Source organism: Mangrovivirga halotolerans, assembly GCF_026241165.1.
Lineage (GTDB): Bacteria > Bacteroidota > Bacteroidia > Cytophagales > Cyclobacteriaceae > Mangrovivirga > Mangrovivirga halotolerans.
The window spans coordinates 94,590-120,594 of record NZ_JAPFQN010000002.1 but is presented as its reverse complement, the minus strand read 5'-3'; the positions used below and the strand labels follow the sequence as shown (position 1 = coordinate 120,594).

18 protein-coding genes are annotated in these 26,005 nt (G+C 34.7%); 7 read left to right on the top strand and 11 right to left on the bottom strand.

The window, feature by feature from the left end; genetic code table 11:
• Positions 1-5: 5 nt before the first annotated feature.
• The 4 genes from OO013_RS01775 to OO013_RS01760 all read left to right on the top strand — a co-directional run bounded on the left by OO013_RS01775 (position 6) and on the right by OO013_RS01760 (position 7,683).
• Entirely contained in the window at positions 6-254 is a 249-nt protein-coding gene (locus OO013_RS01775; protein WP_266054838.1) for a hypothetical protein, read from the top strand.
• Between the two features lie 73 nt (positions 255-327).
• Positions 328-615 (top strand): DUF983 domain-containing protein, encoded by a 288-nt coding sequence (locus tag OO013_RS01770; RefSeq protein ID WP_266054836.1) that lies wholly within the window; start codon positions 328-330, stop codon positions 613-615.
• A 19-nt stretch (positions 616-634) separates the two neighbouring features.
• Positions 635-4,306 (top strand): sensor histidine kinase, encoded by a 3,672-nt coding sequence (locus OO013_RS01765; RefSeq protein WP_266054834.1) that lies wholly within the window; start codon positions 635-637, stop codon positions 4,304-4,306.
• Positions 4,303-7,683 (top strand): DUF8818 domain-containing protein, encoded by a 3,381-nt coding sequence (locus OO013_RS01760; RefSeq protein WP_266054832.1) that lies wholly within the window; start codon positions 4,303-4,305, stop codon positions 7,681-7,683. Before OO013_RS01765 ends, OO013_RS01760 begins: the two co-directional genes overlap by 4 nt.
• On the opposite strand, the gene OO013_RS01755 is transcribed toward OO013_RS01760, so the two are convergent.
• The 10 genes from OO013_RS01755 to OO013_RS01710 form a co-directional block, all read right to left on the bottom strand.
• Positions 7,680-8,432, bottom strand: a complete 753-nt coding sequence (locus OO013_RS01755; protein WP_266054830.1) for an ABC transporter ATP-binding protein — start codon at positions 8,430-8,432, stop codon at positions 7,680-7,682. The genes OO013_RS01760 and OO013_RS01755 overlap by 4 nt on opposite strands.
• A gap of 2 nt (positions 8,433-8,434) precedes the next feature.
• Positions 8,435-9,163 (bottom strand): MlaE family ABC transporter permease, encoded by a 729-nt coding sequence (locus OO013_RS01750; RefSeq protein WP_266054828.1) that lies wholly within the window; start codon positions 9,161-9,163, stop codon positions 8,435-8,437.
• A gap of 62 nt (positions 9,164-9,225) precedes the next feature.
• The gene (locus tag OO013_RS01745; protein ID WP_266054826.1) at positions 9,226-11,586 is read right to left on the bottom strand and encodes a 7TM diverse intracellular signaling domain-containing protein; all 2,361 of its coding nucleotides are present in this window, start codon (positions 11,584-11,586) and stop codon (positions 9,226-9,228) included.
• Between the two features lie 40 nt (positions 11,587-11,626).
• Positions 11,627-13,276, bottom strand: coding sequence for a DNA repair protein RecN (gene recN / locus OO013_RS01740; RefSeq protein WP_266054824.1), 1,650 nt, complete (start codon positions 13,274-13,276; stop codon positions 11,627-11,629).
• Positions 13,277-13,344: 68 nt separating this feature from the next.
• Positions 13,345-14,259 carry a type IX secretion system protein PorD gene (gene porD / locus OO013_RS01735; protein WP_266054822.1) on the bottom strand — a complete coding sequence of 305 codons (915 nt, stop codon included), beginning with the start codon at positions 14,257-14,259 and terminating at the stop codon, positions 13,345-13,347.
• Entirely contained in the window at positions 14,249-15,451 is a 1,203-nt protein-coding gene (gene coaBC, locus OO013_RS01730) for a bifunctional phosphopantothenoylcysteine decarboxylase/phosphopantothenate--cysteine ligase CoaBC (RefSeq protein ID WP_266054820.1), read from the bottom strand. The genes porD and coaBC overlap by 11 nt, the downstream gene beginning before the upstream one ends.
• A gap of 2 nt (positions 15,452-15,453) precedes the next feature.
• Entirely contained in the window at positions 15,454-15,768 is a 315-nt protein-coding gene (locus tag OO013_RS01725; protein ID WP_266054818.1) for a DNA-directed RNA polymerase subunit omega, read from the bottom strand.
• Between the two features lie 4 nt (positions 15,769-15,772).
• Positions 15,773-16,588: an outer membrane protein assembly factor BamD gene (locus OO013_RS01720; protein ID WP_266054816.1), complete on the bottom strand. Its 816-nt coding sequence runs from the start codon at positions 16,586-16,588 to the stop codon at positions 15,773-15,775.
• Positions 16,589-16,656: 68 nt separating this feature from the next.
• Complete coding sequence (locus OO013_RS01715; RefSeq protein WP_266054814.1) at positions 16,657-17,364, bottom strand: T9SS type A sorting domain-containing protein; 708 nt, start codon at positions 17,362-17,364, stop codon at positions 16,657-16,659.
• Between the two features lie 157 nt (positions 17,365-17,521).
• Complete coding sequence (locus OO013_RS01710) at positions 17,522-19,162, bottom strand: OstA-like protein (RefSeq protein WP_266054812.1); 1,641 nt, start codon at positions 19,160-19,162, stop codon at positions 17,522-17,524.
• 54 nt (positions 19,163-19,216) lie between these two features.
• On the opposite strand from OO013_RS01710, the gene tilS reads away from it, so the two are divergent.
• From tilS to mdh, 3 genes are all read left to right on the top strand, one after another.
• On the top strand, positions 19,217-20,551 hold the full coding sequence (gene tilS / locus OO013_RS01705; RefSeq protein WP_266054811.1) for a tRNA lysidine(34) synthetase TilS: 1,335 nt from the start codon (positions 19,217-19,219) through the stop codon (positions 20,549-20,551).
• The gene (locus OO013_RS01700; protein ID WP_266054809.1) at positions 20,538-21,068 is read left to right on the top strand and encodes a cyclic nucleotide-binding domain-containing protein; all 531 of its coding nucleotides are present in this window, start codon (positions 20,538-20,540) and stop codon (positions 21,066-21,068) included. Before tilS ends, OO013_RS01700 begins: the two co-directional genes overlap by 14 nt.
• A 98-nt stretch (positions 21,069-21,166) precedes the next feature.
• Complete coding sequence (gene mdh, locus OO013_RS01695; protein WP_266054808.1) at positions 21,167-22,096, top strand: malate dehydrogenase; 930 nt, start codon at positions 21,167-21,169, stop codon at positions 22,094-22,096.
• Positions 22,097-22,152: 56 nt separating this feature from the next.
• Here the strand turns inward: mdh and OO013_RS01690 are convergent, their stop codons facing one another.
• Positions 22,153-25,884 carry a PKD domain-containing protein gene (locus OO013_RS01690; RefSeq protein ID WP_266054806.1) on the bottom strand — a complete coding sequence of 1,244 codons (3,732 nt, stop codon included), beginning with the start codon at positions 25,882-25,884 and terminating at the stop codon, positions 22,153-22,155.
• Positions 25,885-26,005: the final 121 nt, after the last annotated feature.

The window sequence follows — 26,005 nt, the reverse complement described above, 5'->3', positions numbered from 1 at the left end:
AAAGTATGAAGAGGGTTTTATTAATATCGTTTTTGTTTCTATATAGTTTCCTTGCCAAAGCACAATGCTCTATGTGTGCTGCTACCCTGGAAACTAATGTAAGTGAAGATGGCGGTAGCCTGGCCTCTAACCTCAACACTGGTATACTTTACTTATTTTTAACTCCGTACGTAGCTATCGGTATTATCGCATTTTTCTGGTATAGAACAAGTAAACGAAATGTCCGAAACAAGCTTAATAACAGCTATTCTTAAAGAACGTTGTCCAAGGTGCCGTAAAGGAAAATTATATAAATATCCTTTTTACAAAATCACTAAATTTGCCAAGATGAACGATAAATGTTCATGTTGTGGATTGAGGTTCGAAATTGAACCTGGTTTTTATTTTGGGGCCATGTATATAAGTTATGCTTTTGTAGTGGCTCTATTTGTAGCCACATCACTGTTCTTAAAGGTAATCTTTGATCCGGAGTTGATCTATTACCTGATAACCCTGCCCGTAATTTCGGTGATATTAATGCCGATTATATTCAGATTTTCCCGAACAATATATTTATATCTTGTTGGAGGTATAAAATTTGACCCCGATCGTGTATTTCAGCACGAAAATTGCTAAACTGTAAATTAGTTTAGTAATGAAATATTCAAATAAATTTTTAAGCCTCTTTCTGGCTGTCCTAAGCATTCTTATTTTTTCTGTTTTGTGGTTTATTTATGACTACCAAAAACAGAATGAATCATACTATGTAGAGAGAGTAACAGCCAATATTAATAATGCTGTTTCCGAAATAGAAGATGTTTACAAGAAACTTCCTGCTTCAAATGATTCAGTTAAATTCTCCTTTGATAAATTAAATGACCGGGTAGACAGACCTCTTATCATTCTAAATGAAAGCAACGAACCTGTATACTGGTCAACTTCAAAATATCTACCACACGAAAATATTGATCTCACCCCAGGTATTAATCTGGTAACCAGTACCAATGGGGAATATTTAACTTATATTTTTCTCAGGAATGAATTTAAGTTAGTGTTTTATATTCCACTATTTGAACGGAGTGAGATAAATAATGCTTATATCGGTCCTAGAGCTAATCCTCGAATATTTGAAAATAATGATATTCGTATTTCTTCTAATTCTGATCAGGAAGGTTATCATTCTATTAAGTTAAATAGCAGAGATATTTTTGGTGTACTCTTTCAACCTTCGTACCGAATACATTTCGGAGTAGCGGATTTTTTCATGTTCGCATCTATAATTTTCTTTGCTGTTTTTGTGACTATTTTTATTACGTTTTTAGTAAGAGATTATCGCAAAGATCTTGCAATTCCTGCCGGAATGATCACTTTACTTATATTCAGGGTTCTGGCTTTATTATTAGAATTCCCATATGAATTTATAAATCTCAGGCTTTTTAATCCTAAATTTTTCTCAGCCTCTAAACTGGTACCAACCCTGGGAGATCTTTTATTGAATATTCTGGTTGTTTTTATCCTGGCAATAGGATGCCTGTATTATTATCAGAAACCTAAAGTTGTAAAGTGGATCCATAGATTGTCAGAAAGGAAGAAAATCGCATTATCAATATTTCTATTTTGTCTGGGTATAGCTTCTTTATCTCTACAGATGTTTGTATTTAGAACTCTGTATCATCATTCATCATGGACTTATGATATCACCTCAAATCTTTCTTTTTCAGGTTTAAAATTAATTTCCGTATTAATTATTTTCCTAAGTGTGGCTATTTTCATCTTATTTGGCCACATCGCTTATCAGGTGAATAATCATGTCTGGAAAAATAAAATCAGGATGTTTTGGTTATTGCTGGGCATTACTTCTTTGTTTTATATCTCTCTTTCTTATTTCACAGATAATAACTTTTTACCTATTGTAATAATTTATATTATCTATACCTTTTTCATGTTTGGTACTCGGGCAGGGAAATTATTTATAAGAGTACGTTACAACACTTTATTTTATGTAATTGGTAGTTTAATAATTGCCTCAATAGCGGTTACAATTAGCGTATGGACCTTCGAACAGGAACGAATTCGTGAAACAAAGGTAAGAGTAGCATCAAAACTTATTGAAAAAAATGATGTATTAGGGGAGTTTCTTTTAAATGAGGCTATTACACAGATTAGAGAGGATAATTACATAAAAGCCCGTTTACTTTCTCCATTAGCAAACAGAAGAGCAGTTGAAGATAAAGTGCAAAAATATCATCTGGGTCCCTATTTTGATAAGTATGATATACAGGTTTCTATATTTGGGATAAATAAAGAACCTATCGGGGTTTCAGCAACACAAGTTCCATATCAATTTTATAAGTTTTACTATGAGTCAGAGGAATTCAGGACTGAATATGAGAATATTTATTTTGAATCTGTAAAAGGGAAGCCGCTATTAGGACATTATATCGCTTTAATAGAGATACCTTATAATGATCGGGTAATTGGATATCTTAAAATAGATCTCAATCTTCTAAATAATCAATTAAATACTGTATTTCCAGAGTTACTTGTTGATACTGGAGTTAGTTCCGAAGTAGATGAATTCAGAGATATAAGTTATGGGTTTTATGAGAATGGAGAATTAATAACAGCAGGAGGTGATTTTAATTATTCACTTCATATTCCATCAATAACTAATGTGGATAGCGTAGATCTATTTAATAAGGGTTTGGTTGAGGAAAATTACAGGCATTTTGGGCAACAGGCAGAAGGAGATCAGATCTTACTGGTCAGTATGCAATATAAACCACTTAGTTTTCTGATAAGTAATTTCTCTTTTTATTTTGTACTACCGGTATTTTTTATTCTTTTATCCTCGCTGGGATTGACGATTTATCATTTCATTAATTCTACCAGGGTATCCTTTACCACGAAACTTCAATTATATCTTAACCTCGTTTTTCTTATACCCCTGATCGCTGTTAGTTATTCAGCGATAAATCTCATTTCCACTACTTATAGAAATGATATACGGGAAGAATATTTGCAGAAAAGTAAAAATACCAGTGATCAGTTAATTGATGATATTAATAAGGTTTTTACTGGAGATATGTCTCGTGAAGAATTGGAAAGAGAGTTAAAAGAAATATCTCGATATGCTCAATTAGATATAAACTTATATGATGTTGACGGTCAATTACTGGCTACCAGTCAACCTCGAATATTTGAGAAAAAAATCTTTTCAGAACAATTAAACCCTGAGGCGTATGCCAAAATAATAGAAAAGGGCTATGATGAAATAATTCTTGATGAAAAAGCGGGTGACCTTTCATTTAAATCTTCTTTCTCAGGTGTAAATGCATTTAATAGTAACCGGAAGTTGGGAGTTATTAATATTCCTTATTTTGAATCTGGAGAAGAACTTGAAAATCATATTATTGCTGGTATTGTTAATATATTAAATCTTGCAGCTTTTACTTTTTTAATATTCTTAGCGATATCCTATTTCAGTTCGTCTATGCTGACTAAACCATTACGATATATAGCTAATAAAATAGGAAAAACCTCTCTGGGCGATAATGAGCCACTAAATTGGAGTTCTAATGATGAAATAGGTCTTCTGGTAGATCAATATAACAGAATGCTGAGTAAGCTCGAAGAAAGTCGTCGTGCACTTTCTGCGTCTGAGAAGGAGTCTGCCTGGAGAGAAATGGCTAAGCAGGTTGCTCATGAAATTAAAAATCCGCTAACTCCAATGCGATTAAGTTTACAACACTTACAAAGATTAAATGATAGTGATGTAAAACTTAAAAATCTTTCTGAAAGTCTGATTCGTCAGGTAGACACTTTGAGTGACATTGCAACATCTTTTAGTGCCTTTGCTAAGATGCCTATTCCTGAGAGTGAGATTTTCGATCTGACGAAAGTAGTGAAGGATTCAGCAGAAATATTTAAGCGTCAGGAAGGAGAGTTTAAAACTGTTATTCCTGATAGAGAAATTATTGTAAAAGGCGATGAAAAATTAATTGGCAGAACGATCAATAACCTGTTGATCAACGCTAAGCAATCTGTCGATGATGGGGAAATACCTGAAATTTATCTGGAGATGTCAGTTCAGGATGATAAAAATGCATTGATCATGGTACAAGATAATGGTCAGGGTATACCTGATTCATTACGGGAAAAAGTATTCATTCCTAATTTCAGTACGAAGTCAAGTGGTTCAGGTATTGGTCTAGCAATTGCTAAAAGAGGTATTGAACATGCCCAGGGTAACATTTGGTTTGAATCTGTAGTAGGCGAAGGAACTGTATTTTTCATATCTTTACCTTTGTACAATGATGCTCAATGAGATATGTGGTATTAATCATACTGATTACTGCTGTTCAAACTATATTCGGACAGGAGAGGAAAGAAATTTGTGTTAGTGTTGAAGTTTCCAAGGGAGATACGTTAAAGATCAATGCTGATTCAATAATTCTTAATTCTCTGTATGTCAAATCCGCACCTGCCAATAAATATCAAAGTATAAATAATGAAACTCTGGTTTGGAACGGTGAGAATCAAAGTATTACCATCTGTTATTTAAAGCCTGACCTGATCTTTAATGATCTTTACAGGTATTCTTATGATGAATATGATAGTAATGCCTTCTTCTATGATAAACAGGTGAAAAAATCTGCTCTTGATGAGGTTTTACCCTTAGAGGATAAGCAACTCCAGACTTCAGGAGTATTAAGTAGAGCAGTTAATAGTGGCACAAATAGTGATGCCGGTATCCAATCTGAATTACTACTGAATCTTTCCGGTAAATTATCCGATGATATAAGTATTAATGCCAGAATTTCAGATAGAAATATCCCTTATCAACCGGAGGGAAATACCGCTCAGTTACAGGATTTTGATAAGGTATTTATCGAGGTTTTTAACGATAAGTATTACCTGGAAGCCGGAGATATTCAGATAAAAAATGATTACAATCATTTTCTTCGTTATCAAAAGAATGTACAGGGTTTAGGACTTGCGATGAATACCGGTGAAGATAGCGTGGGTACATTTGCCGGCATAAGAGGGGGAATCAATAAAGGAAAGTTTACCACCATATATGTTAAACCGATAGAGGGAGTCTCTGGCCCGTACAGGTTGTCAGAGGGTATTAATGAACTGTTCCCTGTAGTCATAGCTAATAGTGAGAGAGTTTACCTTGATGGCCGTTTAATGCAGAGAGGATATGAAAGAGATTATGTGATAGATTATAACACCGCAGAAATTACTTTTTCTCCTGATATATTGATAACAGAATTTACAAGGATCAGGGTTGACCTTGAATATGCGGTTTTATCATATCCAAGATCCACGTTTAATTTACAGGCTGGCCATAAATTTAAAAAAGGTCAGCTTTCAATTGAGTATTATAGTGAGCAGGATAACTTTAGAAAACCCCTACGGTTTGAAAATACAGATCAAATATATCAGGATCTGATTGATGCAGGTGATACTACACAAGCAATAATTGCGGGTTATAACAGATTTGAAGGAGATCCGGATCAAACATTAGAAGTACTTTATTTAAGAAAAGACACTATAGTAAATAATGATACGATCAGGATCTTTGATAGATATAAAGGTATTTCACAAGCTGATTCATTATATAAAATCAATTTTGAATATCTGGGTCCTGGTGAAGGCGTTTATGCCCGTACTAATGAAGGTGGACGACAGGTTTTTTATTGGGTTGGCATAAATGGAGGTTCAGAAGCCTCTTATGCACCTGTTTCAATCATTCCCCTTCCAAATAAAAATTCTATGCTGGTTTTATCCGGGGAAATAGATATCACCAATAGTGAAAAGATTAGTTTTAATACAGCACTAAATATTCACGAGAAAAACAGATATTATTCACGTACAGAAGGAAGACCTGATAAAGGTTTTGCAAATAATATCAGCCTGACAAGTAGGCGAAAGATAGGGAAGAGGAAGTTGAATCAAGAATTATCCTTTGATTATATCGGGCATAATTTTAAAGGCATAGACAGATTCAGAAACATTGAATTTGACAGGGACTGGGGACAAGCAAGAGATACTTTGAGCAGGGAGAATTATTTCTATTATAAGGGAAGTTTATCCGATAAAAAATCAAATTATAGTTATAAGATCAGCTATCGCGATAAAAAAGATGTTTTGAATGGAATTAACCACGAAGTAAGTTTTGATAAACAGTTTTCGGGGTGGAAAGCTAGTGGGGCATTTAACAGGATGATTAGCGAGTATTATGGTAATAATAATCGATGGAGCAGGGAAACAGTCATATTAGACAGAATAAAGGGGAAGTTCAGACCTGGATATACTTTTATATCAGAAAGAAACGTATTGAGAGCAGAGTCTGATGATGAATTAATAAGCTCATTACAATATTTTTATAAACACGATATATATATAGGTTTTGAAGATAGTTCTAAGAATAGTCTGAAAGCCGGATTTTTTTACAGGGAAGATAAAATTCCCATTGAAGGAAAATTACAAGATTATAATAAATCATATAATGGATATCTAAAGGGAAGACTAAATCTTAGAGAAAATCACCAGGTTAATGGCACGGTAATAATCAGAAGTATAGATTATCAGATAAATAAAAGTGACGAAACCTATGCGCAGGGTAGAATAAACATGAAAGGTTATTTCAAAAACATAGGTTTACGATATAATACTGGGTGGAATCTACAAAGTAGTAGAGAATTAAGAAGAAACTTTACATTTATTGAGGTGCCACTTGGTCAGGGAACTCATACCTGGATAGATGATAATGATAATGGAATTCAGGAATTAGGAGAGTTTTATGAAGCTTTTAATCCTGACGAGCGAAAATATTCTAAAGTTTTCACACCCGGGAATGATTACGTAGATGCCTATTTAAGCCGGGTTGACTTTCTTTACAGGTGGAATTTTTCAGATTTCACCGATTCTGATTTTCTTGGAGGATTTTCTTTTAATGGAAACTTGATATATGAACAAAAGACAACCGGTAAATCTTTCTCAGAAAGAGTAAACCCTTTTAAAGGAAATATACAAAGTGTGATAGCCAGCAATGTTCTTAATAATTATTTATTTAAATGGCGGTCAATAAAAAATAACTGGTTTATTCAATATGGCCATACAATCAGGTCAAGGAGGCAATTATTATTTAGCGGATTTGATACTTATAATACCACTAGATCCAGAATATTAGTAAGCGTTCCTATAACTGATAATTGGACCAGTGAACTAGAATTAGAGTCGGAATTCAAATTGAATGAGGCTGAAAACATAGAGCAAAAAAATTATCGGATTAGACAATACATTTTACTTCCAACCTTGACCTGGAGTCCTACTTCAAACTTGAGAGCAAAATTGAGTTTTAACAGAAAGCAGAAAATAGATCTCAATTCTGATGTGGCGAATAAGTCTGACTGGCAGCAATTAGGAATTAGTATTACTAGTATTGGGAAAGGAAATTTTAGAGGAACCCTTAATTTTGAATTCAAAAATATCGATTATGATGGTGAAGTCAATACAGTTTCAGGATATCAATTACTTGAGGGGTTCCGGGCTGGAAATAATTTCCTGTGGAGTACGAATTTAAGAAAGGAGATTTTTAATGGCCTGGTAGTGAATTTATATTACCAGGGAAGAAAACCTTCGAATACGAGAGTAATTCATTTTGCCTCTTTACAAGGAAGTATCCTGTTTTAAGCTTTTTCTTTTAATCGACGTAGAATATGATTGGCAAAGATGAAATCCTGTAATTCAGGAACATCATTTTGAAGAATATCATCTTTAGTGCCTTCCCATAATTTGTTGCCTTGATACATAAATAAAATATAATCACCTGATTCAACAACTGAGTTCATGTCGTGGCTAACAACTACAGTTGTAATATCATATTCGTAGGTAATTTCTTTTATTAGTTCATCTATTAAGATGGAAGTTTGTGGATCAAGTCCTGAATTAGGTTCATCACAAAAGAGAAACTTGGAATTATTAACAATAGCCCGTGCGATACCAACTCTTTTCTTCATACCGCCGCTTATTTCCGAAGGCATTTTTGTATTGACATTTTCCAGGCCTACTCGCTTCAGGCAAAAGTTTACTCTATCGAGTTTTTCATCTGAAGGCATTTTAGTCAATACATCCAATGGGAACATGACATTCTTCTCAACTGTCATTGAGTCAAATAAAGCACCTCCCTGGAATAGCATACCAATTTCTTGTCTTATTTCACGTTGAACGTCTTTTTCAGAGTTAAAGAAATCTCTTCCTCTATAGATAACATTACCCTCATCAGGGGTTACAAGGCCGACAATACATTTCAGGAGTACACTTTTACCAGTACCACTTGCACCAATTATCATATTGACCTTTCCCTGCTGAAATTCTCCGGATATTCCCTTAATAACTTCAGTTCCCTTAAATGATTTTCTTATATTTTTTATTTCTATCATTATTATAAGAGTAATTGAGCAAGTAGATAATCAGCTAATAGAATAGCTATAACACTATTTGTAACAGCACTGGTACTGGCCAATCCAACTTCCAGTGCACCACCTCTTGTAAAAAATCCCTTATAAGCAGAAATACTGCTAACAAGAAAGGCAAAAACCACGGATTTAATTAATGCAAAGGTTACAGTATATTCATTAAAGTCAAGTCTGATTCCGTAAATATATTCCTGTTCTGTAATTATGTTCGTCATAATTCCAGCTAAATATCCTCCAGTTATTGACAGAAATGCAGCCATTATAACAAGTAACGGGTACATAAAAACTGAAGCTAATATCTTAGGGAGAATAAGGTAAGAAGCACCATTAATTCCCATAACCTCCAGCGCATCAATTTGCTCAGTAATCCTCATTGTTCCGAGTTCACCAGCAATATTTGACCCGACTTTTCCGGCAAATACAATTGCCATGATCGTCGGAGCAAGTTCCAGAACTGTCATGTCGCGAACGATTAATCCGATCACGTTGTTTGGTATTAATGGACTCACAAGATTATATGCAGTTTGGACAGCAGTTACAGCACCCATGAAGGTACTAACGATGACTACAATAATAATTGAGTTGACGCCTATTAAAACGCACTCATTTATTGTGAGTTTAAAATAAGTTTTGAAAGACTCTCGATTTTTAAAAAGTGATCCGAGAAGAATGAAATATTTGCCTATACTCTTCAAAATATTTTCGGCGATTTAAGTGATGTCGTCAAAAATAACCAAAATTATAAGAAATAAAACATTTACCGGAGGTTAGGTAAAAGTATCGTGAATTTAGAACCCTCACCGGCTTTTGTATTTAATGAAAGTTCACCATCAAGTTTTTCGACAGTTTCCTTTACAATAAATAATCCTAAACCAGTACCTTCTGATGATTCGTGTGCTCTGTAGAACATTTCAAAAATTTTATCTTTGTGTTCTTCATCTATTCCAAGGCCGTTATCTTCGACAACTATTTTGAGTTTATTTTCAATAATTGAAACACATATCTTTACAAAAGGATTAACTTTTTCCGGGTCGTGATATTTTAAGGCATTTCCGATAATATTAGATAATATCACTTTGATTCTATTTATATCAGAATATATTTTATCACTATTAAGGTTATAACGTGTATCCAGAGTGACATTTTTATAGTCTTCGTTATACCTTAAATTTTCAATTATTTCATTTACGATTTTTTCTGGTTCCACCTCATCTACAACTAGTTCAGCCCGACTATTTCTAGAGTAATTTACCAGATCTTTTATAAAGCTTTCCATCCGATCTATCGAACCCTCCATTCTAGAAAAATACTCATCCATAGCTGATTTGTTTTTTTCATGCTTTAAAAGATAGATCAGACCCTTCAAGCTACCTAATGGAGCTTTCAGATCATGGGAAGCTCCATAAACAAATTTGTCAAGCTCGTTATTAACCCGGCTTAATTCATTATTGGTTTTTTCTAAAGTATTTTCTTTGATTTTATGATCGGTAATATCATTTAAAAATGTGGCGACACCAGAAACTCTGCCAGATGCCAAAATCGGAAATAATTGCACATCGAGGTAGCGGGTTTTTCCTTTGATTTGGTGAGAATATTCAAAAGTTATTTCCTGACCATTTAATGCATTTTCATATTTTTGAAACCAGGAATTCATGGCAGGTATATCATGTAGAACCTCATTTAAGTTAGTGTCAATTCCAAAGTTTACATATTTATTAGAATGATATATGAATTCCTTAGCTTTATGATTACACTCAATAACTCTGAGCTGAGTATCAGTAAGCCAGATCCCTATGTCATTATTTTCAAGAATGGTTCTTAAGTTGATTTCCTTAATCGCTAAATCTTTAGTCCGAGCATTGACAGTATCTTCTAAGTCCTGATTGAACTGTTCGAACATCTTTCTTTCATTAATTGCATTCAGGATTTTCTGCTGATCAACTTCTTTTCTTATGCTTCTGATTCTTCCAATAAGAACTACAGATAAAAATAACAAGTGAATTGTGTAGCCTATATGTAAAGAATAATATGTGAACTTATTTGCTGGAATTGCTCTGAAAAGATAAAGTGCTGATATGAAAATGAAAACACTAAAAATTAAATAGGCAAGAACAAAATATAATAATGATTTATCTCCTTTTTTATAATAATAAATTGATGTTGTTGTGATTAGTGGAGCTCCAATAATAGCATTACCAATAACAATGTAAAAGCCTATGTCAGGGATGAAAAAATAAAATATGAATGATAACAAGTTTGCCGAAATAAGAATGACAAACACTTTATAAAAGTTATTTTTTAAAGACTTTATTCCCAGGAAAGAAGCTGCAAACAATAATGTGAAAATATTTGAAAGACCACCACTAATCAGGTCGTGATATCCTTTGAAAAATTTAACAAACCATGGTAATAAAAATCCAGTAAACCCATCATAAGCTCCGGTTACTATGGAAAAAAAGAAGGTAGCTAATGCGAAATATAAAAACCATCGAAAGCCTGAGCTGATAAAAAAGAACAGAGCATATATTATTATTGCAGTAATAAGACCATAATAGATTCCAAATATTAAAAAGTGTATTGATGTATCGTTGGTATACCCTTCAACAGTATATAGCTCAGAACTTAGTGAGGTGAAATTTTTTAAAGTTAGTTTAGCAATAAATGTATAATGATGACCTTTTAAAAGCTGAAATTTAAAAGCATTGTCGGTATTATTTATATCTTTAAGTCTCCCCGCAGATAGGCCAGATCTATAACCTTTTTTTTCTCTAGTAATATGGTTTATAAGTATTCCATGAGCATCATAAATACTTGGGTCATCAAAGTCAAAAAATACTTCTTTATCTAAATCAGTATCATTTTTGATTGTTATTAATATGTAAGTATATAGGATAGTAGGTTTAGATTGAAAAATGCTATCTATATTAATCCAATTCTGATTATGGTAATCAATTTTGTTAAGATCAATATCGCGTTCAGACTGAAAAACGTGGATGTCATCAGCAACATTAAGCTTTTCCTTTAAATCTGAAATATAAATAGTATCTATGGAAGCAGCGAATGCTGTTCCTTTTAACATAAAAAGGACTATAGAGATGTAAAAAAATACTCTTTTCACTCTTAAATATTTAACTTCCAATATACAAAAAAAGAAAATATCAGCCTATTAATTCCTTTGCGCTCTTATATGCTGATTCTGAAGGGTTTTTCCCACCAATCATTTCTGCAATGATAGTAACTCTTTCTTCTTCGTTGACTTCCTTTATTTTGCTCTCTGAAATATCGGAAGAATGATCCTTAAAAACAAAAAAGTGACGATTTCCTTTTGCCGCGATCTGTGGTAAGTGAGATATGGCAATCAATTGATGATGTTTTGACATTTCTTTCATCATTTGAACCATCTGCATTGCTACTTCACCTGAGATACCTGTGTCTATTTCGTCGAATATAAGAGTAGGCATTGCAGTCTTATTTGCCAGTATATATTTTATTGAAAACATTAGACGGGAAAATTCACCTCCTGAAGCAGCCTTTTTTAATGGTTGAGGCTCAACTCCCTTGTTGGCACTGAAATTTAGCGATATTTCATCAATACCATTGTTGGATAGTTGTTTCTTTGATACCTGAATTTCTAAATTAGCATTCGGTATCCCTAGTTTGGAAAGCAGTTTATTTACTCCGTTGGTGAATTCCGGATAACTTTTACTTCTCGCTTCAGATAGCTTTTTAGCCTTAGTTAATGCTTCCTGATGTAGGTCTTGCTTTTTGTTTTTTAATTCGTCGAGATCAAATTTTAAATTTGTGGCTTTGTTGATCTTTATCTGTAATTCTTCTTTTATATCGATTAGTTCCTGAATATCAGTGGCCCTGTGCTTGGTTAGCAGCTGATAAATCAAATCTATTCTTTCTTTAACTCTTTCAGTTTCTTCAGGATCATAAATTATTTCCTCAGATTTTCGGTTCAATTCATCTGTTATATCACGAATCTCTATCCAGGAGCTATTCAGCCTTTCAGCTAAATCTTTTAAAGATGAGGAATATTTTGAGGCCTGATGAATGGAGTTTTCAGCCTCTTTCAAACCTGATTCGACTGAAAATTCATTTTCATTTAGAACTGCCAGTGCCTGGTGAATTTTTAATTTGATCTCCTCAGCATGCTCAAGAAGTTTTAATCTTTCTTCAAGATCATCTTTTTCTTTGGGGTCAAGTTTAGCTTTTTCTAATTCTTCGTATTGGAACTGATTGAAATCTTTTTCCTGTTCGATTTCGGCAGCTTCATTTTCTAAACTCTCTAATTGAAGCGAAACTTTTTTGTATTGATTATAAAGTACTTTATAATCCTTTAATATTTCATCCGTTCCAGCGAAATGATCTATCATTTGCAACTGGTATTCGTTACTTGCTAATAAAAGTGTATCGTGTTGGGAGTGTATATCAACAAGGTACCCACCTATTTTTGAAACAACGTCAAGGGTAGTCGGTGTGTCATTTATGAAAGCACGGCTTTTTCCGGAAGGACTGATTTCTCTTCTTATTATGCATTCTTTTTCATAATCCAGATCATTATCTTCAAAAATTTCTTTGAGATCATATTGGTTTATGTCAAATATTCCTTCGACTATACATTTTGTATTTGGATCTAACAAAGCCTTTGTGTCTGCTCTTTTACCCAATAATAAGCCCATAGCTCCAAGAATGATCGACTTTCCGGCTCCTGTTTCACCAGTTATTGTATTAAAAGATTCTGAAGGGTTAATCTTCAGTGATTTTATTAAAGCATAGTTTTGTATGAAAAGGCTTTTTATCATATTATCCAGATACTTTTATGCAAAATAACAGATAGAGAATTAAAAATTATATCAAAAAATGATTTAGTTTAATTTCTGATTATCTGGGTATAATCCGAGCTTTTACTTGGTTCCAGTCTGAGCATTAAATTGTAAACCTGCCGTCGTTGTGCCATGTCACCCTCTGTAAATATATTGATTATTTCATCTCTTTTCGAATCGAGAAAAGTTGTAATCAAGACAGAGTTAGGACTTACTTTATTTACCTCACTTATTTTCTCCAGGGCTTCAATGATATTTCTTCTTGCTTCATCAGGATTTTCAGTAAATACATCCAAACCAAGTCGATGATATTGATACATGGCCTCCCTGTAAGGGAGAAATTGTGGGCTAATCATATTATTTACTAACCAGTATCTATTTCGGTTATTAGAAAACTGATCCCATCCACCACCTTGCTGTGACGCATTATTAACTATTCGATTTGCTATTTCAAAGTATGGAGAGCCACCGGATTCACTGAAAGTATCGTAATCCATGCCAATTATCATATATGCATAAAAAGCAAGTAAAGAACTTAAGTTATCAGTAAAAGAATTTTGATTAAAAATAATAGGTTGAGATATAGTATAGCTAAAATTCCAGTCACGATCACCATAGTTCAAAATTCTCGTTTCATAAGAGGCATTATAAACCGGTCTGAAAGACTGGATTTGTACTGTGGCATTAAAATTTCCTATTGAAGGACTACTAGTTATAGTAATTAAAAATGTACAATAAATTCTCTCATATGGTTCATAGGAGTCATTTGTCCATTTAGATTCATTTAGAAATCTTGTCAGGGATTGTTCAAGATCATTAAAAACAGATTTGTCTGTGAGGTCTACTTGTTGATCATCTACAACTACACGACAATTTAATTCCTGTGCAATTCCTGAGTGAGATACTGACAGAATAGTTAGAAATAAAAAAAATATTTTCACAATGCTCGTATTAGAGATCATCTATTATATATTTAACTATATCCTTGGCGAGGCTGCGTTTATCTTTTAACGGTAAATCCAACTGTTTCTTGTTTTTAGCAATAATCGAGATCTTATTTGTATCATGCCCGAAACCAGCTCCCTCATCATTTAACGAATTTAATACAATTGCATTAAAATTCTTTTTCTCTAATTTTTTTTCTGCATTCGCCTTTTCATCATTAGTTTCAAGAGCAAATCCTAGAGAATATTGATCTTTTCTTTTCTTTTTCCCAATAGTCAAGGCAATATCGGGGTTTTCGGTGAGATCAATAGTAGGAGGGGCTGCGGATTCTTTTTTAATCTTAGATGAGGCCGGAGAACTAGGTCTATAATCGGATACAGCTGCTGAAAAAATCAGGATATCTGATGATTCAGACAGTGAATCAGCAGCTTCCATCATCTCCAACGCAGAAGTAACCTGAGTTACTGTAATTTTCGGATTATTTAGCTTAAGACCCACCGGTCCTGAAACTAACTGCACCTCTGCTCCATGATTTGCGCATTCTTCAGCAATTGCATATCCCATTTTACCACTGCTATGGTTTCCTATGAATCTTACAGGGTCTATTTTTTCATAAGTCGGGCCGGCAGTTATTAATACCTTTTTCCCTTCCAGCGAACCTTTGCTTTCAAAAAATAGTTGGATTTTTTTCAAAATCTCCTCAGGTTCTGCCATTCGTCCCTCACCTTCCAATCCACTGGCTAATTCACCCTTGCCTGCTGGTATAATAATATTACCAAAGGAAATGAGCTTTTCAATATTATTTTTAGTGGAAGGATGCTGGTACATGTCCAGATCCATTGCAGGGGAGAACATCACTTGGCAACGAGCACTAAGATATGTTGCGATTAATAAATTGTCACAAGTGCCATTTACGCATTTGGAAATAGTGTTAGCACTTGCCGGGGCGATTACGAAGAGATCTCCCCAGATACCTAACTCTACATGGTTGTTCCATTCGCCACCTTCATTCTTTTCAAATTTAGTTAAAACCGGATTTTTGGATAAAGTAGCGAGAGTAAGGGGGGTAATAAATGAAGAAGCAGAGGAAGTCATTACAATCTTCACCTCTGCGCCTTCTTTTATCAATAACCTGGTTAGAAGCGCACTTTTGTAAGCTGCGATACTACCAGTTATTCCAATAATGATTTTTTTCCCTTTAAGAGACATTTTTAGATTTCAAGTTGAGGATCTTCCGGATCTCTCCAGTAGACATTGCCTTCAAGAAATTCTTCAAGTGCTATTTTTGAAGGTTTAGGTTGTCTTTCGTAAAATCTTGAGATCTCAATTTGTTCTCTGTTCTCAAATACTTCCTCAAGATTGTCTACACTACTGGCAAATTCCACTAATTTGGAATTTAATTCTTCTTTTACTTCTGTAGAAATTTGACGTGCTCTTTTGGCAATAATGTTTATTGATTTATAAACATTGCCTGTTTGTTTAGCAATTTTATCTACGTCTCTGGTAATAATTTCAGCTCTAGACATTATATCAGGAATTTTGTGTTTTCAATTTATTAATTTCATCAATAGCATCTTCATAAAGGTTTTCAGCCTCTTTCATATAAGTGCTACTTGGGAATTTAGCTGCGAATTTTTCATACGCATCTATAGTATTTTTATATCTTTCCTCCTGCTTAGATCGAATGCTTAGCTTAGCATGATTGTATGTTGCTCTTAACTTGAGGAATTCAGTTTCTTCTAAATATTTTGAGTCAGGGTATTCTTGTCTGAAATTTTCGAGGGCAGTCATTGCAGACTTGTAAAGTCTTAATCTGTAATATGTTTTTGCGTTTTCATACGCCTTCTTTTCAAGCTTAACCCTTAATTCTTTTATTATTTGTTCTGCCCTTGGAGCATATTCACTTTCAGGATATTTGTTTAGGAAACTTTGAGTCAGATCAATAGCTTGAAGAGTATAGGTCTGGTCAAGATTATATTGTGGACTTTGCTTATAAAGACAATACGCTTGCATAAATCTAGCTTCGATAGCTTTATCAGATCTGGCATAGGTAGTATAGAAAGACTCAAATAATGAGGCAGCATAAATATACTGGTCTTTATAATGGTAATAAGAATAAGCATATTTAAAAAGAAGTTCCTCTCCCTCTTTCCTTACTTTTACATACGGCTGAACTTCCTCGAAAAGAAAGATTGCCTTGTAATAATCGCCTTTATCATAGTATTTTAGAGCTGTTTGATATTTATACTCCCAATCATCAGATTTTTGTGCTTTTCTGAATTCGGAACAAGAAGTGAGTATAGCTATCAGTGCCAGCGCTGTTATAAAAATTGAAGATTTCCTCATAAGGGTGCAAATATACACGGTAAATAATAAATAACCAATGTGTTAAAACGTGTAAAAGATGTTAAATGTTATTGAATGATGAACTTTTTGGTAGCGGTGTTCTGATCATCGATTACTAAAGTATAAAAATAGACACCAGGATTAAGACCTTCAGTGCTGATCTTTAAGGTGTTCTCATAAGGACTAAGGGGGATTTCTTCGATAGTACTGCCCAATACATTTTGTAATAAAACTTTAGCTTTGATGTTTTGTGCTTTAATATTGAATTTCAAATAACCAAAATTCGTCACTGGATTTGGATAAATATTACCAACAGATAGTTTGCTGTCTGCATAAAGAACATCCGGGTTGTTGCTATTATTGAAAGTGATAGTCTTTTCGACGTAAGTATTTGGACTGTTCAAATTAAAGAATCTAAGAGTTATATCACTTAAGCCTTTTTCTCCATTTCCGGGAATGTATTTACCTGTAACTTTGAGAAAATCAGTTGAGTTTTTGATTACTAGAAAAGATTCCGGAAATTTTTCAAAAACACTGATACATCTGCCATTATAGCAAATTTTCATGTCCTCATCAAAATCCATACTATGAGATTCTATCTCAACACCTATTCTAACTGGCTCTTCTACTCTTGATGAAGATAGTGTTATTGGGAAATTTTTTTCAGAATCTGAAGGTGTGAAGGCTATTTTTTCATCAGTATTGATTTCCAGCTGTTGTGCCTGACACAACAGAGAAAAAATAAACGTAAATGAAAAGAGTAAAAAATTTCGCATTCCCAAACCTGATTATAGGATGTTCTATATAAACCTTAATATAATATATTGAACGTTGCAAAACATTTTTAAGACTAACTTTTTTTATAAAAATGCAATTTTTTAAAAAAATTAACGTTCTGTTATATTTATAGCAAATATCTTGCCGATTTTAAGATTAATTCCCTCTTTTTTGACGGTCTTCAATGCGATCCATTAATTCTCTGGAGTTTACGTTTTCAGAACCGTCCTCTTCGATGTTTTCTTCAGATGTGCTATCGTCTGGTTTTTTATTCGGTACTGAGGTGAAAATATCCACTTTGTCCGGCCTTTCCTCATTACGCCATGTAAAGCCTTCAAGTGTGGTCTGGGATGTCCCCATTTTATTAGAAGGCGTGAAATTGCCCTCAGGTTTTCCGAGGAAAGATAACTTTTTTATTTTTTGGTTTTCAAAAGTCATATTTATATCAGAAGAAATAATTTTATTCAAACCTTCTAACTGAAGATTTTCATTCACTCTGAAATAAATACTCTGCCCATTTCCTCTGACTTTTACATCATTCAGTTTACCATCTAAAAAATCTACTGTGATATTTTTGCCCTTTATCTGATTGTAGTTCATTAAAGTATCTTCCTGAATAACAAATGAATTATTAGACAGGAACATTTTGTCTAGAGTCTTATTAGTTATCCTGGCGGTAATCGTATCTGCCGTCATTTGGTTATCTCCGGTCCATAATACCGGGTCCCTGAAAAAAGTCAGTAAACTATCATAGGTGAAATAGGCCAGAGAATCGGCTTTTCCCTGCAGATCTGATTTATAAAGTCTGATATTATTATAAGCTAAGATTCTTCTTTCTTCCTTCGGGCCACCTTCCAGGGCAATTAAGGTGTCTGAACGCATTAATAAAGTGTCTGTATCAACAGGTTTTTTCATAACTACCTGTCCGTAAATAAGTGTCTTTTTTATATCATCCCAATATCTTGCATGATTCCCGGTTATGATCAAGTCATTTTCTTTACTGATCATTAGCACATTTTGATCAGCTTCTGCGGTGCTTTGTTTTTCATTGAAGCGCAATTCGTCTCCTGTTAAAATATAATCCGGGGTATTTATAGTTCCTCTTTTAAGAAATGTTTTTCCTGTAATCGTACGGTATTCACCTTCAACTGCACTTACTGTATCGCCCTTATTTCCTACCAGGGTCATAAAGCTTTCTGTTCTAGCTATTTTTGAGATAGTATTATAGACGAGCGTATCAGTAAATAAGGTGTAATCTGGATTTTTTAAAACCACATCGTTTTTAAAGCTCATCACTTTGGATATGGTATTATAATATCCTTTCTGAGATGTCAGGACATTTGAAGTATCTACTAATTTTCCATCATTGAAATAGTAAGCAAGATTATCAGGTCTTACATAATCCAGGTAATCAGTATAGAGTTTACGGGTTCCATCCTCAAAGCGAACATTGCCACGCAATTCTGCTCTTTTTTCATTTCCGTAGTAGGTAGCTTTTTTTGAAAAAATTCTGATTGTATCCCCATCAAAGATTTTTACATTTCCAAATACGATAATTTTATTATCATCTTTAAACTGATAAACACTGTCTCCGAATATACGGGTATCTTTTTGATGGAATTGAACCTGGTTTCTAGGTGAACCAACAAATTTCCCAACTCTTGCAGAATCGGTTTCAATATATTCAAAATAGTCACCACCGTTCTTTAGTAAGACTCTGTCTTTCGAAGTTTTTTGTGCCGAAAGGGTCGTTACAGATAAAATGGCTAATAATAAAAATAAGCTTTTACGAAGCATCGTTCAGTATTTTTTGCAATATTACAACGAATATAGGAGAATCTCTTTAATTCAATGGTTTCCGATAGTCTATCTGTCAATTTTATAAAGAATATTTCTCAAGCATTAGACCTCAAAAATAATGCCGTTTGCTATGTTGCATGTAGTGGAGGGCTTGATTCAACTGTATTGGCTTACCTTTCTGTAAATGCAGGATTAAATACTATTTTACTTCATTGTAATTTTCAATTAAGGGGAGAAGAGTCTGAGAATGATGAAGAGTTTGTTCGTCAGTTAGCCAATGATCTTGGAGTGAAATGCGAAGTAAAGAAATTTGATACTTTAAGGGTTTCGGCTGAAACAGGTGAAAATACGCAGGTAACAGCCCGCAACCTGAGATATAGTTGGTTTGAAAATATACTAGGAGAGAAAGACTATATTTTGACAGCACATCATCATAATGATAATGTTGAGACTTTAATCTTTAATTTAATAAAAGGCACAGGCGTAAAAGGGTTAAGAGGTATTCCTGAAAAAAGAGGAAGGATTTATCGACCGTTATTGAATTTCTCCAGGGATCAGATTAAAAATTTTGCTATCAAGTACGGCATAAACTGGAGAGAAGATAGCAGCAATTATTCTGATAAATACAATAGAAATTACCTGAGGAATAATGTTATTCCATCATTTAAAGAAATAAATCCCTCTTTTATTGAGACTATGAAGTCTCAAATGGAATATTTCAGAAGGTTGGAATCATTTTATGATAGGGGCTATAAAGATTTTATAAAAAAGGAATTAGTAGAATATAAAGGTTTTAAAGCTTTTGAGATATCACGGGTTACTTATCACCCGGATCATAAGTTATTTTTATCAGATCTTTTCAACCGGCTTGGTTTCACAGAAAGTCAGGTTAATGATATATTTTCTTCAATAACAAGCTCTTCAGGCAAAATATTTGAATCACCAAATGCAAAAATAATAAAAGATAGAAACCACTGGTTGATTGATTTTTCAATGGAAGATGATATTGAAGTTAAAATGGAGTTGAATTTTCCTGGTGAAAATGAAGTTCATGGCAAAAAGATAGTCTCTTCTATATTTTCTTCAGAAGAATACAAGATAAATCCAGATCCCAATATAGCAGCTTTGGACTTTGATAAATTGAAAAAGCCATTAATAATAAGATCCTGGCGAGAGGGCGATTGGTTTATTCCTTTAGGAATGAAAGGGAAAAAAAAGTTGAGTGATTTTATGATTGATGCCAAAATTCCGCTATCATTGAAAAGCAAGATGTTGGTTGTCGAATCGGATGGTGAGATAGTGTGGGTAGTTGGTTTCCGGATTGACAACAGGTACAAATTAACTTCTAAGACAAGAAAAATACTTCAGCTAAGTGTTAAAGATTAAAAATCCTTTTAAGAGAAAATATTCTGAGAAAGAACTTGAAATGTACGAGTTTCTTAAGGAGCTGACTTTATTTAAAGAGCTTAGCCTTGAGGAGCTTTCTAATTTTGTGCCATATATGTTTTTGAGACGTTATAAGCATAATGAGGCTGTTTTTTTTAAAGATGATCCCAGTCATGCTTTATATATCCTGAAATCAGGAAAAATCAGTCTCAATCTTGATCTTAAAGGGAAATTTGAGCGTCTTGCTGTTATTCATGCTACCGATACTTTTGGGGAAAACTCTATTCTTGTAAATAAAAAGCGACTTTATCACGCATTGGTAATGACTGAAACCGCAGAGATCTTCGCTATTCCTCAAATAAATATCCACGAAATCTTTAGCAATCAACCCACCATAAAAGCTAAAATGATGGAGAACTTATCTGGTATGAATAATAAATTCATGGAAGATCTGTTCTTTGCTTACCAATCTTCTTTCGGATTTTTCTCAATGGCTCTTGCTTATAAGAACAAGTAAAATTTGTGTTTCATTCGATTTAGACTGAAAGTATGGTACTTTCTTTATAAATTTGTCAGCGATAAAAATGACACAATTATCTTAAACCGAACACAAATATGAAAGTTACTGTAGTAGGAGCGGGTAATGTTGGTGCTACTTGCGCTGATGTTCTTGCTTACCGAGAAATTGCTAACGAAGTAGTATTGTTGGATATTAAAGAAGGGGTGGCTGAAGGAAAATCCCTTGATATCTGGCAAAAATCTCCAATAAACCTGTATGATACCCGAACTATAGGTTCTACAAATGATTACTCAAAGACTGCCGGGAGTGATGTAGTTGTTATTACATCAGGTCTTCCTAGAAAACCCGGTATGAGTCGTGATGATTTGATAGAAACTAATGCGGGAATTGTAAAACAGGTAACTGAAAATGTAGTAAAGCATTCACCTGATGCAATCATCATTGTAGTGTCGAATCCACTGGATGTGATGACTTACCAGGCTCACATTACTTCTCAATTCCCAAGAACGAAAGTAATGGGTATGGCAGGTATCCTTGATACAGCAAGGTACAGAGCTTTTCTTGCAGAAGAATTAAATGTTTCTCCAAAGGACATTCAGGCAGTTCTAATGGGTGGTCATGGCGATACTATGGTTCCACTTCCTAGATATACTACTGTCGGCGGAATTCCTGTTACAGAGCTTATTGACAAAAGCAAACTTGATGAGATCATCGAAAGAACAAAATTCGGTGGTGGTGAACTTGTTAAGCTTATGGGTACTTCAGCATGGTATGCTCCAGGATCAGCAGCAGCTCAAATGGTAGAGGCTATCGTTCGTGATCAGAGAAGAGTATTCCCTGTTTGTGTGAAGTTAGAAGGTGAGTATGGTATCGATGACGTGTATCTTGGTGTACCGGTTATTTTAGGGAAAAATGGTATCGAGAAAGTTATCGAACTTGATCTTAACGATGATGAGAAAAAACTTCTTGAAGAATCAAGAAATCACGTTAAAGAAGTAATGGAAGTATTGGATAGCAAAAGATAATCACTTTTTGCTTTCTTAATGATATAAAAAAACCGCCCTTTCAGGCGGTTTTTTTGTTATTGGAGAAGTAGAACATCTCCTACCTTTGTTGTTTCTTCATTATTATTAAATACAGCTCTGATCTTATATACATAAACATCTTCCTGGCACAATTTATCTTTGTAATATCCGTCCCATCCTTGCTTGGTGTTGAAGCTTTCAAATAATAACTCACCCCATTTATTGAATATCTGTAAATGATATTCCTTAACACCTTCTATTAAAGGTCTGAATATATCATTTCTTCCAACTTCACCATCCACATATCCTCCTGAAGGTCCGGTAGGGTCCGGACTGAAAACATTTGGTACTCTAAACCTGCCTGTTGTGATGGTTTCTACAGCTCCTTCTATAGTAAGTGTATCTGCACAACCATTTTCATTTTGCGCTACAAGGGTAATAGTGTAATCACCATCATTTTCGTATTGATGAACAGGGTTTGTTTGGGTGGAGGTGTTTCCGTCACCAAAATCCCAGAAGTATGAGGTTGCATTAGTACTTCTGTTAATGAAGGTAGCCTCATCATCCGGAAGGTAAATAGGAAACGGCCTGATTACAAAATCAGCATATGGGGTTTCAAGGACTTCGATTTTTTGCTCTGAAATAAAAATATCTTCACCAAATTCTGAAGAGGCTGTCAGGCTGACTTCATAGATACCAGGCGATCTGTAGGAATGTATCGGATCAATTTCAGTGGATGTGTTTCCATCTCCAAAATCCCACAGGAAGTTAGTAGCACTTTCTGATAAATTAGTAAAGTATACAGTCAGTGGTGAGCAACCCACACCAGGTTCGAAAATGAAATCTGCAATTGGTCCGGATGGAGATATAGCTACTTGCAGTGAGATTTGTTCTATACAACCTCCATCACTAACTGTCAATGTAATAATGTAATTACCTGCCTCAGCATAGGTATGTGAACCAGGATCATAACCTGAAGCTACCGTACCATCACCAAAATCCCATTCATAGCTTAATCCACTACTTTGAGTAGAATTGTTCGTAATAGATACTGTAGAACTTGGGTATGTTTGATTTTCCGGAGTAGCGGTAAATGCTGCCATAAAATTGGTCTGCGCCGGGATCGTAAAAGTTTGTTCTTCTGTACTGCTTTTACATAATGTTGAATTAGTAGTTGTCAGCCGAACAGTTATAGTTTTATCGGCTTCACCTGCAGCAGGTCGCGGATAAGTTTGCTCAACGAAATCCTGATCATTTGGAGGGAAAAATGAATTGCCATCATTAATGATTTCCCAGGTGTACTGATATAGCCCCTTTTGATCTGCATCGTAGATAACAGTATAATCAGTACAGGTGATTTCTGGTTCTGACACAGTAAACATGCCCGAAGGTATAGGATTAACTCTTACAAGCATCGAGTTTCCTCTGAAACAAACTCCTGTTTTTGAAGCTTCGACATAAACTCTGTAAACTTTTGCTATCTGATCAGTATTATCAAATGTATAGCTGAAAGAAGGATTTGTCCCGTTGTTCGTTGCAGTGTATAGCTGGGTGCCGGTACCTTCATCGTAAACCGTCCAGGTATAAGTATCAGGTGAAAGTGATTGAGTTTCCGGAGTTACGCTAAAGTTATATGTCTGAGGCGCGCAATTGTTTGCATTCGGGTCATAATCTGAAGAAACAAAACTTGTAATGGGAGCGGGGGACACCGAAATACTTAAAACGTTAGATTGAGTAATACACCCCTGGGCAGAAATAGCTTCCATATATACCTCATAAACCAGGTCTGAACCAGTATCATTTATGAAAATTTCATTAAAAGAAGATGTATACCCACTAACGCCGGGTTCTCTAGTTGCAAATAATTCAGGTCCTGAGCCTGAATCCCGATACCATCTGTATTCATTGATGGTAGCTGTTTGAGTAGCATGTGAAGTGTTATTTAATGTAACTTCCAGGTCACTACATCCAGAAAGGGTGTTTGCAGAAATTGCTGACTGTGGTTGAGGGTTTATCGTTATTGATTGAGTGAAAATTTTAGAACATCCTGCACCATCAGTTGTCACTTTAAGTGCAACAGTATACATGCCACTTGATGCATAATTATATGTGACATCCTCACCAGTGCCTAATGTCTGATCGGCGCTAAATGTTGTTCCGTCATAATCAAAATCCCATTCATAAGAAATGATTTGTTCGGAGGCTAATGCGTTATAGGTAGAAGCATCAGTAAATAATATATCTTCACCTGAACAACTTCCGGTTGCTGTAAAGTCAGGCTGTGGAGTATCGTAAATAGTTATGCTTTTTTCATCTATAGACTCACAGTTTGTTCCTGCATCCTTTGTGGTAAGTCTTACCAGATAGTTTCCTTTCTGACCAAATACTCTGTTGAAAGGACCAAGCTGAGTATCTGAGAACCCTGAGGCTGGATATGAATCAACCAAGTTTCCATTTTGATCAAAAAATTCCCATTTCCATCTGGTATTAGCATCAATGTTTTGGGTTCCGTCAACAAAAACCAATTCCTGAACGGTTCCTTCCTGGGAGTCTATACAAAATTGATTTTCAGTAACGGGATTTCCTGCAGCATCTTCTATATTAATATTAGCTACTGCAGTTGGGGAAATGGTTATTACCTTCTGAATTTCGACTTCACAATTACCTGCAGCATTAATATCTTTTACCTTGTAGGTTATTAGTTTCTGTCCTGGGGTTGAAAATGAAAAGGTGGGGTTTTCATCATTTGAAGTACCCAAACTTACAGTGCCGGTATTATCATCAAAGAACTCCCAAGTGTACCAATATCCGGCTCCAGCTATTGGAGGGGTTTCATTATCAAAATAAACCGGGTCATCTATACAAAACAGGTCAGCTATAGCTCCGGAAGCATCTCCTTTTCTTGTCACAAAATCTGGCTCAGGAGATTCAACAATGACCACTTTTCCAGCGGCCACTACCGGGTCATTATCACCATTGATCATATCACCAGTAACAGGATTTAAACCATTACCATCAGTAACATCATTATCATATGCGTTACATTGATTCCAGTTTCGCCACGTTATTTCAAATTCTTTTCCAATATCTGCATTGGTAGTCACAGGAACTGAGATAACATCACTTGTTTGAGTTAAGTCATCAATAGGATAAATAGGAGCAACATCATCTTTGTAAGGAAAAGCAGGTGTTGATCCTCCAACAGTAATACCGGGAATTCTATTGGTTGCATCACCGGTACCATAGATCCATTGACCCCATCTTGAGGCGGCATTTTCACGAGTAGGTCGTGGGTTACAATTCCAATTACTGTTGTCTTCAAAAGTGATATCTGCTGCATAGCCTGCGCAAACCCGATATGTGTTTGGCGCAACAGCGGGTTGGTCTTCTGTCCAGACTACAACTGGGATTTGCAGAGGTTCAATACTACCAAAAGGACAAGCAGCATTTTCAGCGTCTATATTAATTATGTATCCACAGTCAGTAGGAGAGGAGGCATATGTATGTTCAATGATGGTCCCATTATTAGCTGCTGCCGAATAATCCACTGCCTGAGTATATACCTCGATAGGGCTACCGTCACCCCAATCTACATAATAGACAGTTCCAGCAGTAGAATTAAAAAATTCTGTCTGAATCCGCACATTAAATGGTGCACATCCTGAACTGGAAGTTAGAAAACTGTAACCAGGCTCTACATTACAGGTTTGAGAATATAAATATGATGGGCTTACTGCAAAAAAGATAAACAGTAAAAGCCCCAAAACTTTGTCTTGGAGATTTTCCATAAGCTGGTGGTAATCGAAAAAATTCTTTCAAGTATTTCTTTCCATTACAAAGGTTCGTAATAATATCCAATAATTCTGTCGAAAGAGATTTCAAACCTTACATTCAAACAGAAATATATAT

Bases quoted from the DNA above. Each gene is read 5' to 3' on its own strand.
- OO013_RS01775 (WP_266054838.1), top strand. From the start codon at position 6: ATGAAGAGGGTTTTATTAATATCGTTTTTGTTTCTATATAGTTTCCTT.
- OO013_RS01770 (WP_266054836.1), top strand. From the start codon at position 328: ATGAACGATAAATGTTCATGTTGTGGATTGAGGTTCGAAATTGAACCT.
- OO013_RS01765 (WP_266054834.1), top strand. From the start codon at position 635: ATGAAATATTCAAATAAATTTTTAAGCCTCTTTCTGGCTGTCCTAAGC.
- OO013_RS01760 (WP_266054832.1), top strand. From the start codon at position 4,303: ATGAGATATGTGGTATTAATCATACTGATTACTGCTGTTCAAACTATA.
- OO013_RS01755 (WP_266054830.1), bottom strand. From the start codon at position 8,432: ATGATAGAAATAAAAAATATAAGAAAATCATTTAAGGGAACTGAAGTT.
- recN (WP_266054824.1), bottom strand. From the start codon at position 13,276: ATGATAAAAAGCCTTTTCATACAAAACTATGCTTTAATAAAATCACTG.
- porD (WP_266054822.1), bottom strand. From the start codon at position 14,259: ATGATCTCTAATACGAGCATTGTGAAAATATTTTTTTTATTTCTAACT.
- coaBC (WP_266054820.1), bottom strand. From the start codon at position 15,451: ATGTCTCTTAAAGGGAAAAAAATCATTATTGGAATAACTGGTAGTATC.
- OO013_RS01725 (WP_266054818.1), bottom strand. From the start codon at position 15,768: ATGTCTAGAGCTGAAATTATTACCAGAGACGTAGATAAAATTGCTAAA.
- OO013_RS01720 (WP_266054816.1), bottom strand. From the start codon at position 16,588: ATGAGGAAATCTTCAATTTTTATAACAGCGCTGGCACTGATAGCTATA.
- OO013_RS01715 (WP_266054814.1), bottom strand. From the start codon at position 17,364: ATGCGAAATTTTTTACTCTTTTCATTTACGTTTATTTTTTCTCTGTTG.
- OO013_RS01710 (WP_266054812.1), bottom strand. From the start codon at position 19,162: ATGCTTCGTAAAAGCTTATTTTTATTATTAGCCATTTTATCTGTAACG.
- tilS (WP_266054811.1), top strand. From the start codon at position 19,217: ATGGTTTCCGATAGTCTATCTGTCAATTTTATAAAGAATATTTCTCAA.
- mdh (WP_266054808.1), top strand. From the start codon at position 21,167: ATGAAAGTTACTGTAGTAGGAGCGGGTAATGTTGGTGCTACTTGCGCT.
- OO013_RS01690 (WP_266054806.1), bottom strand. From the start codon at position 25,884: ATGGAAAATCTCCAAGACAAAGTTTTGGGGCTTTTACTGTTTATCTTT.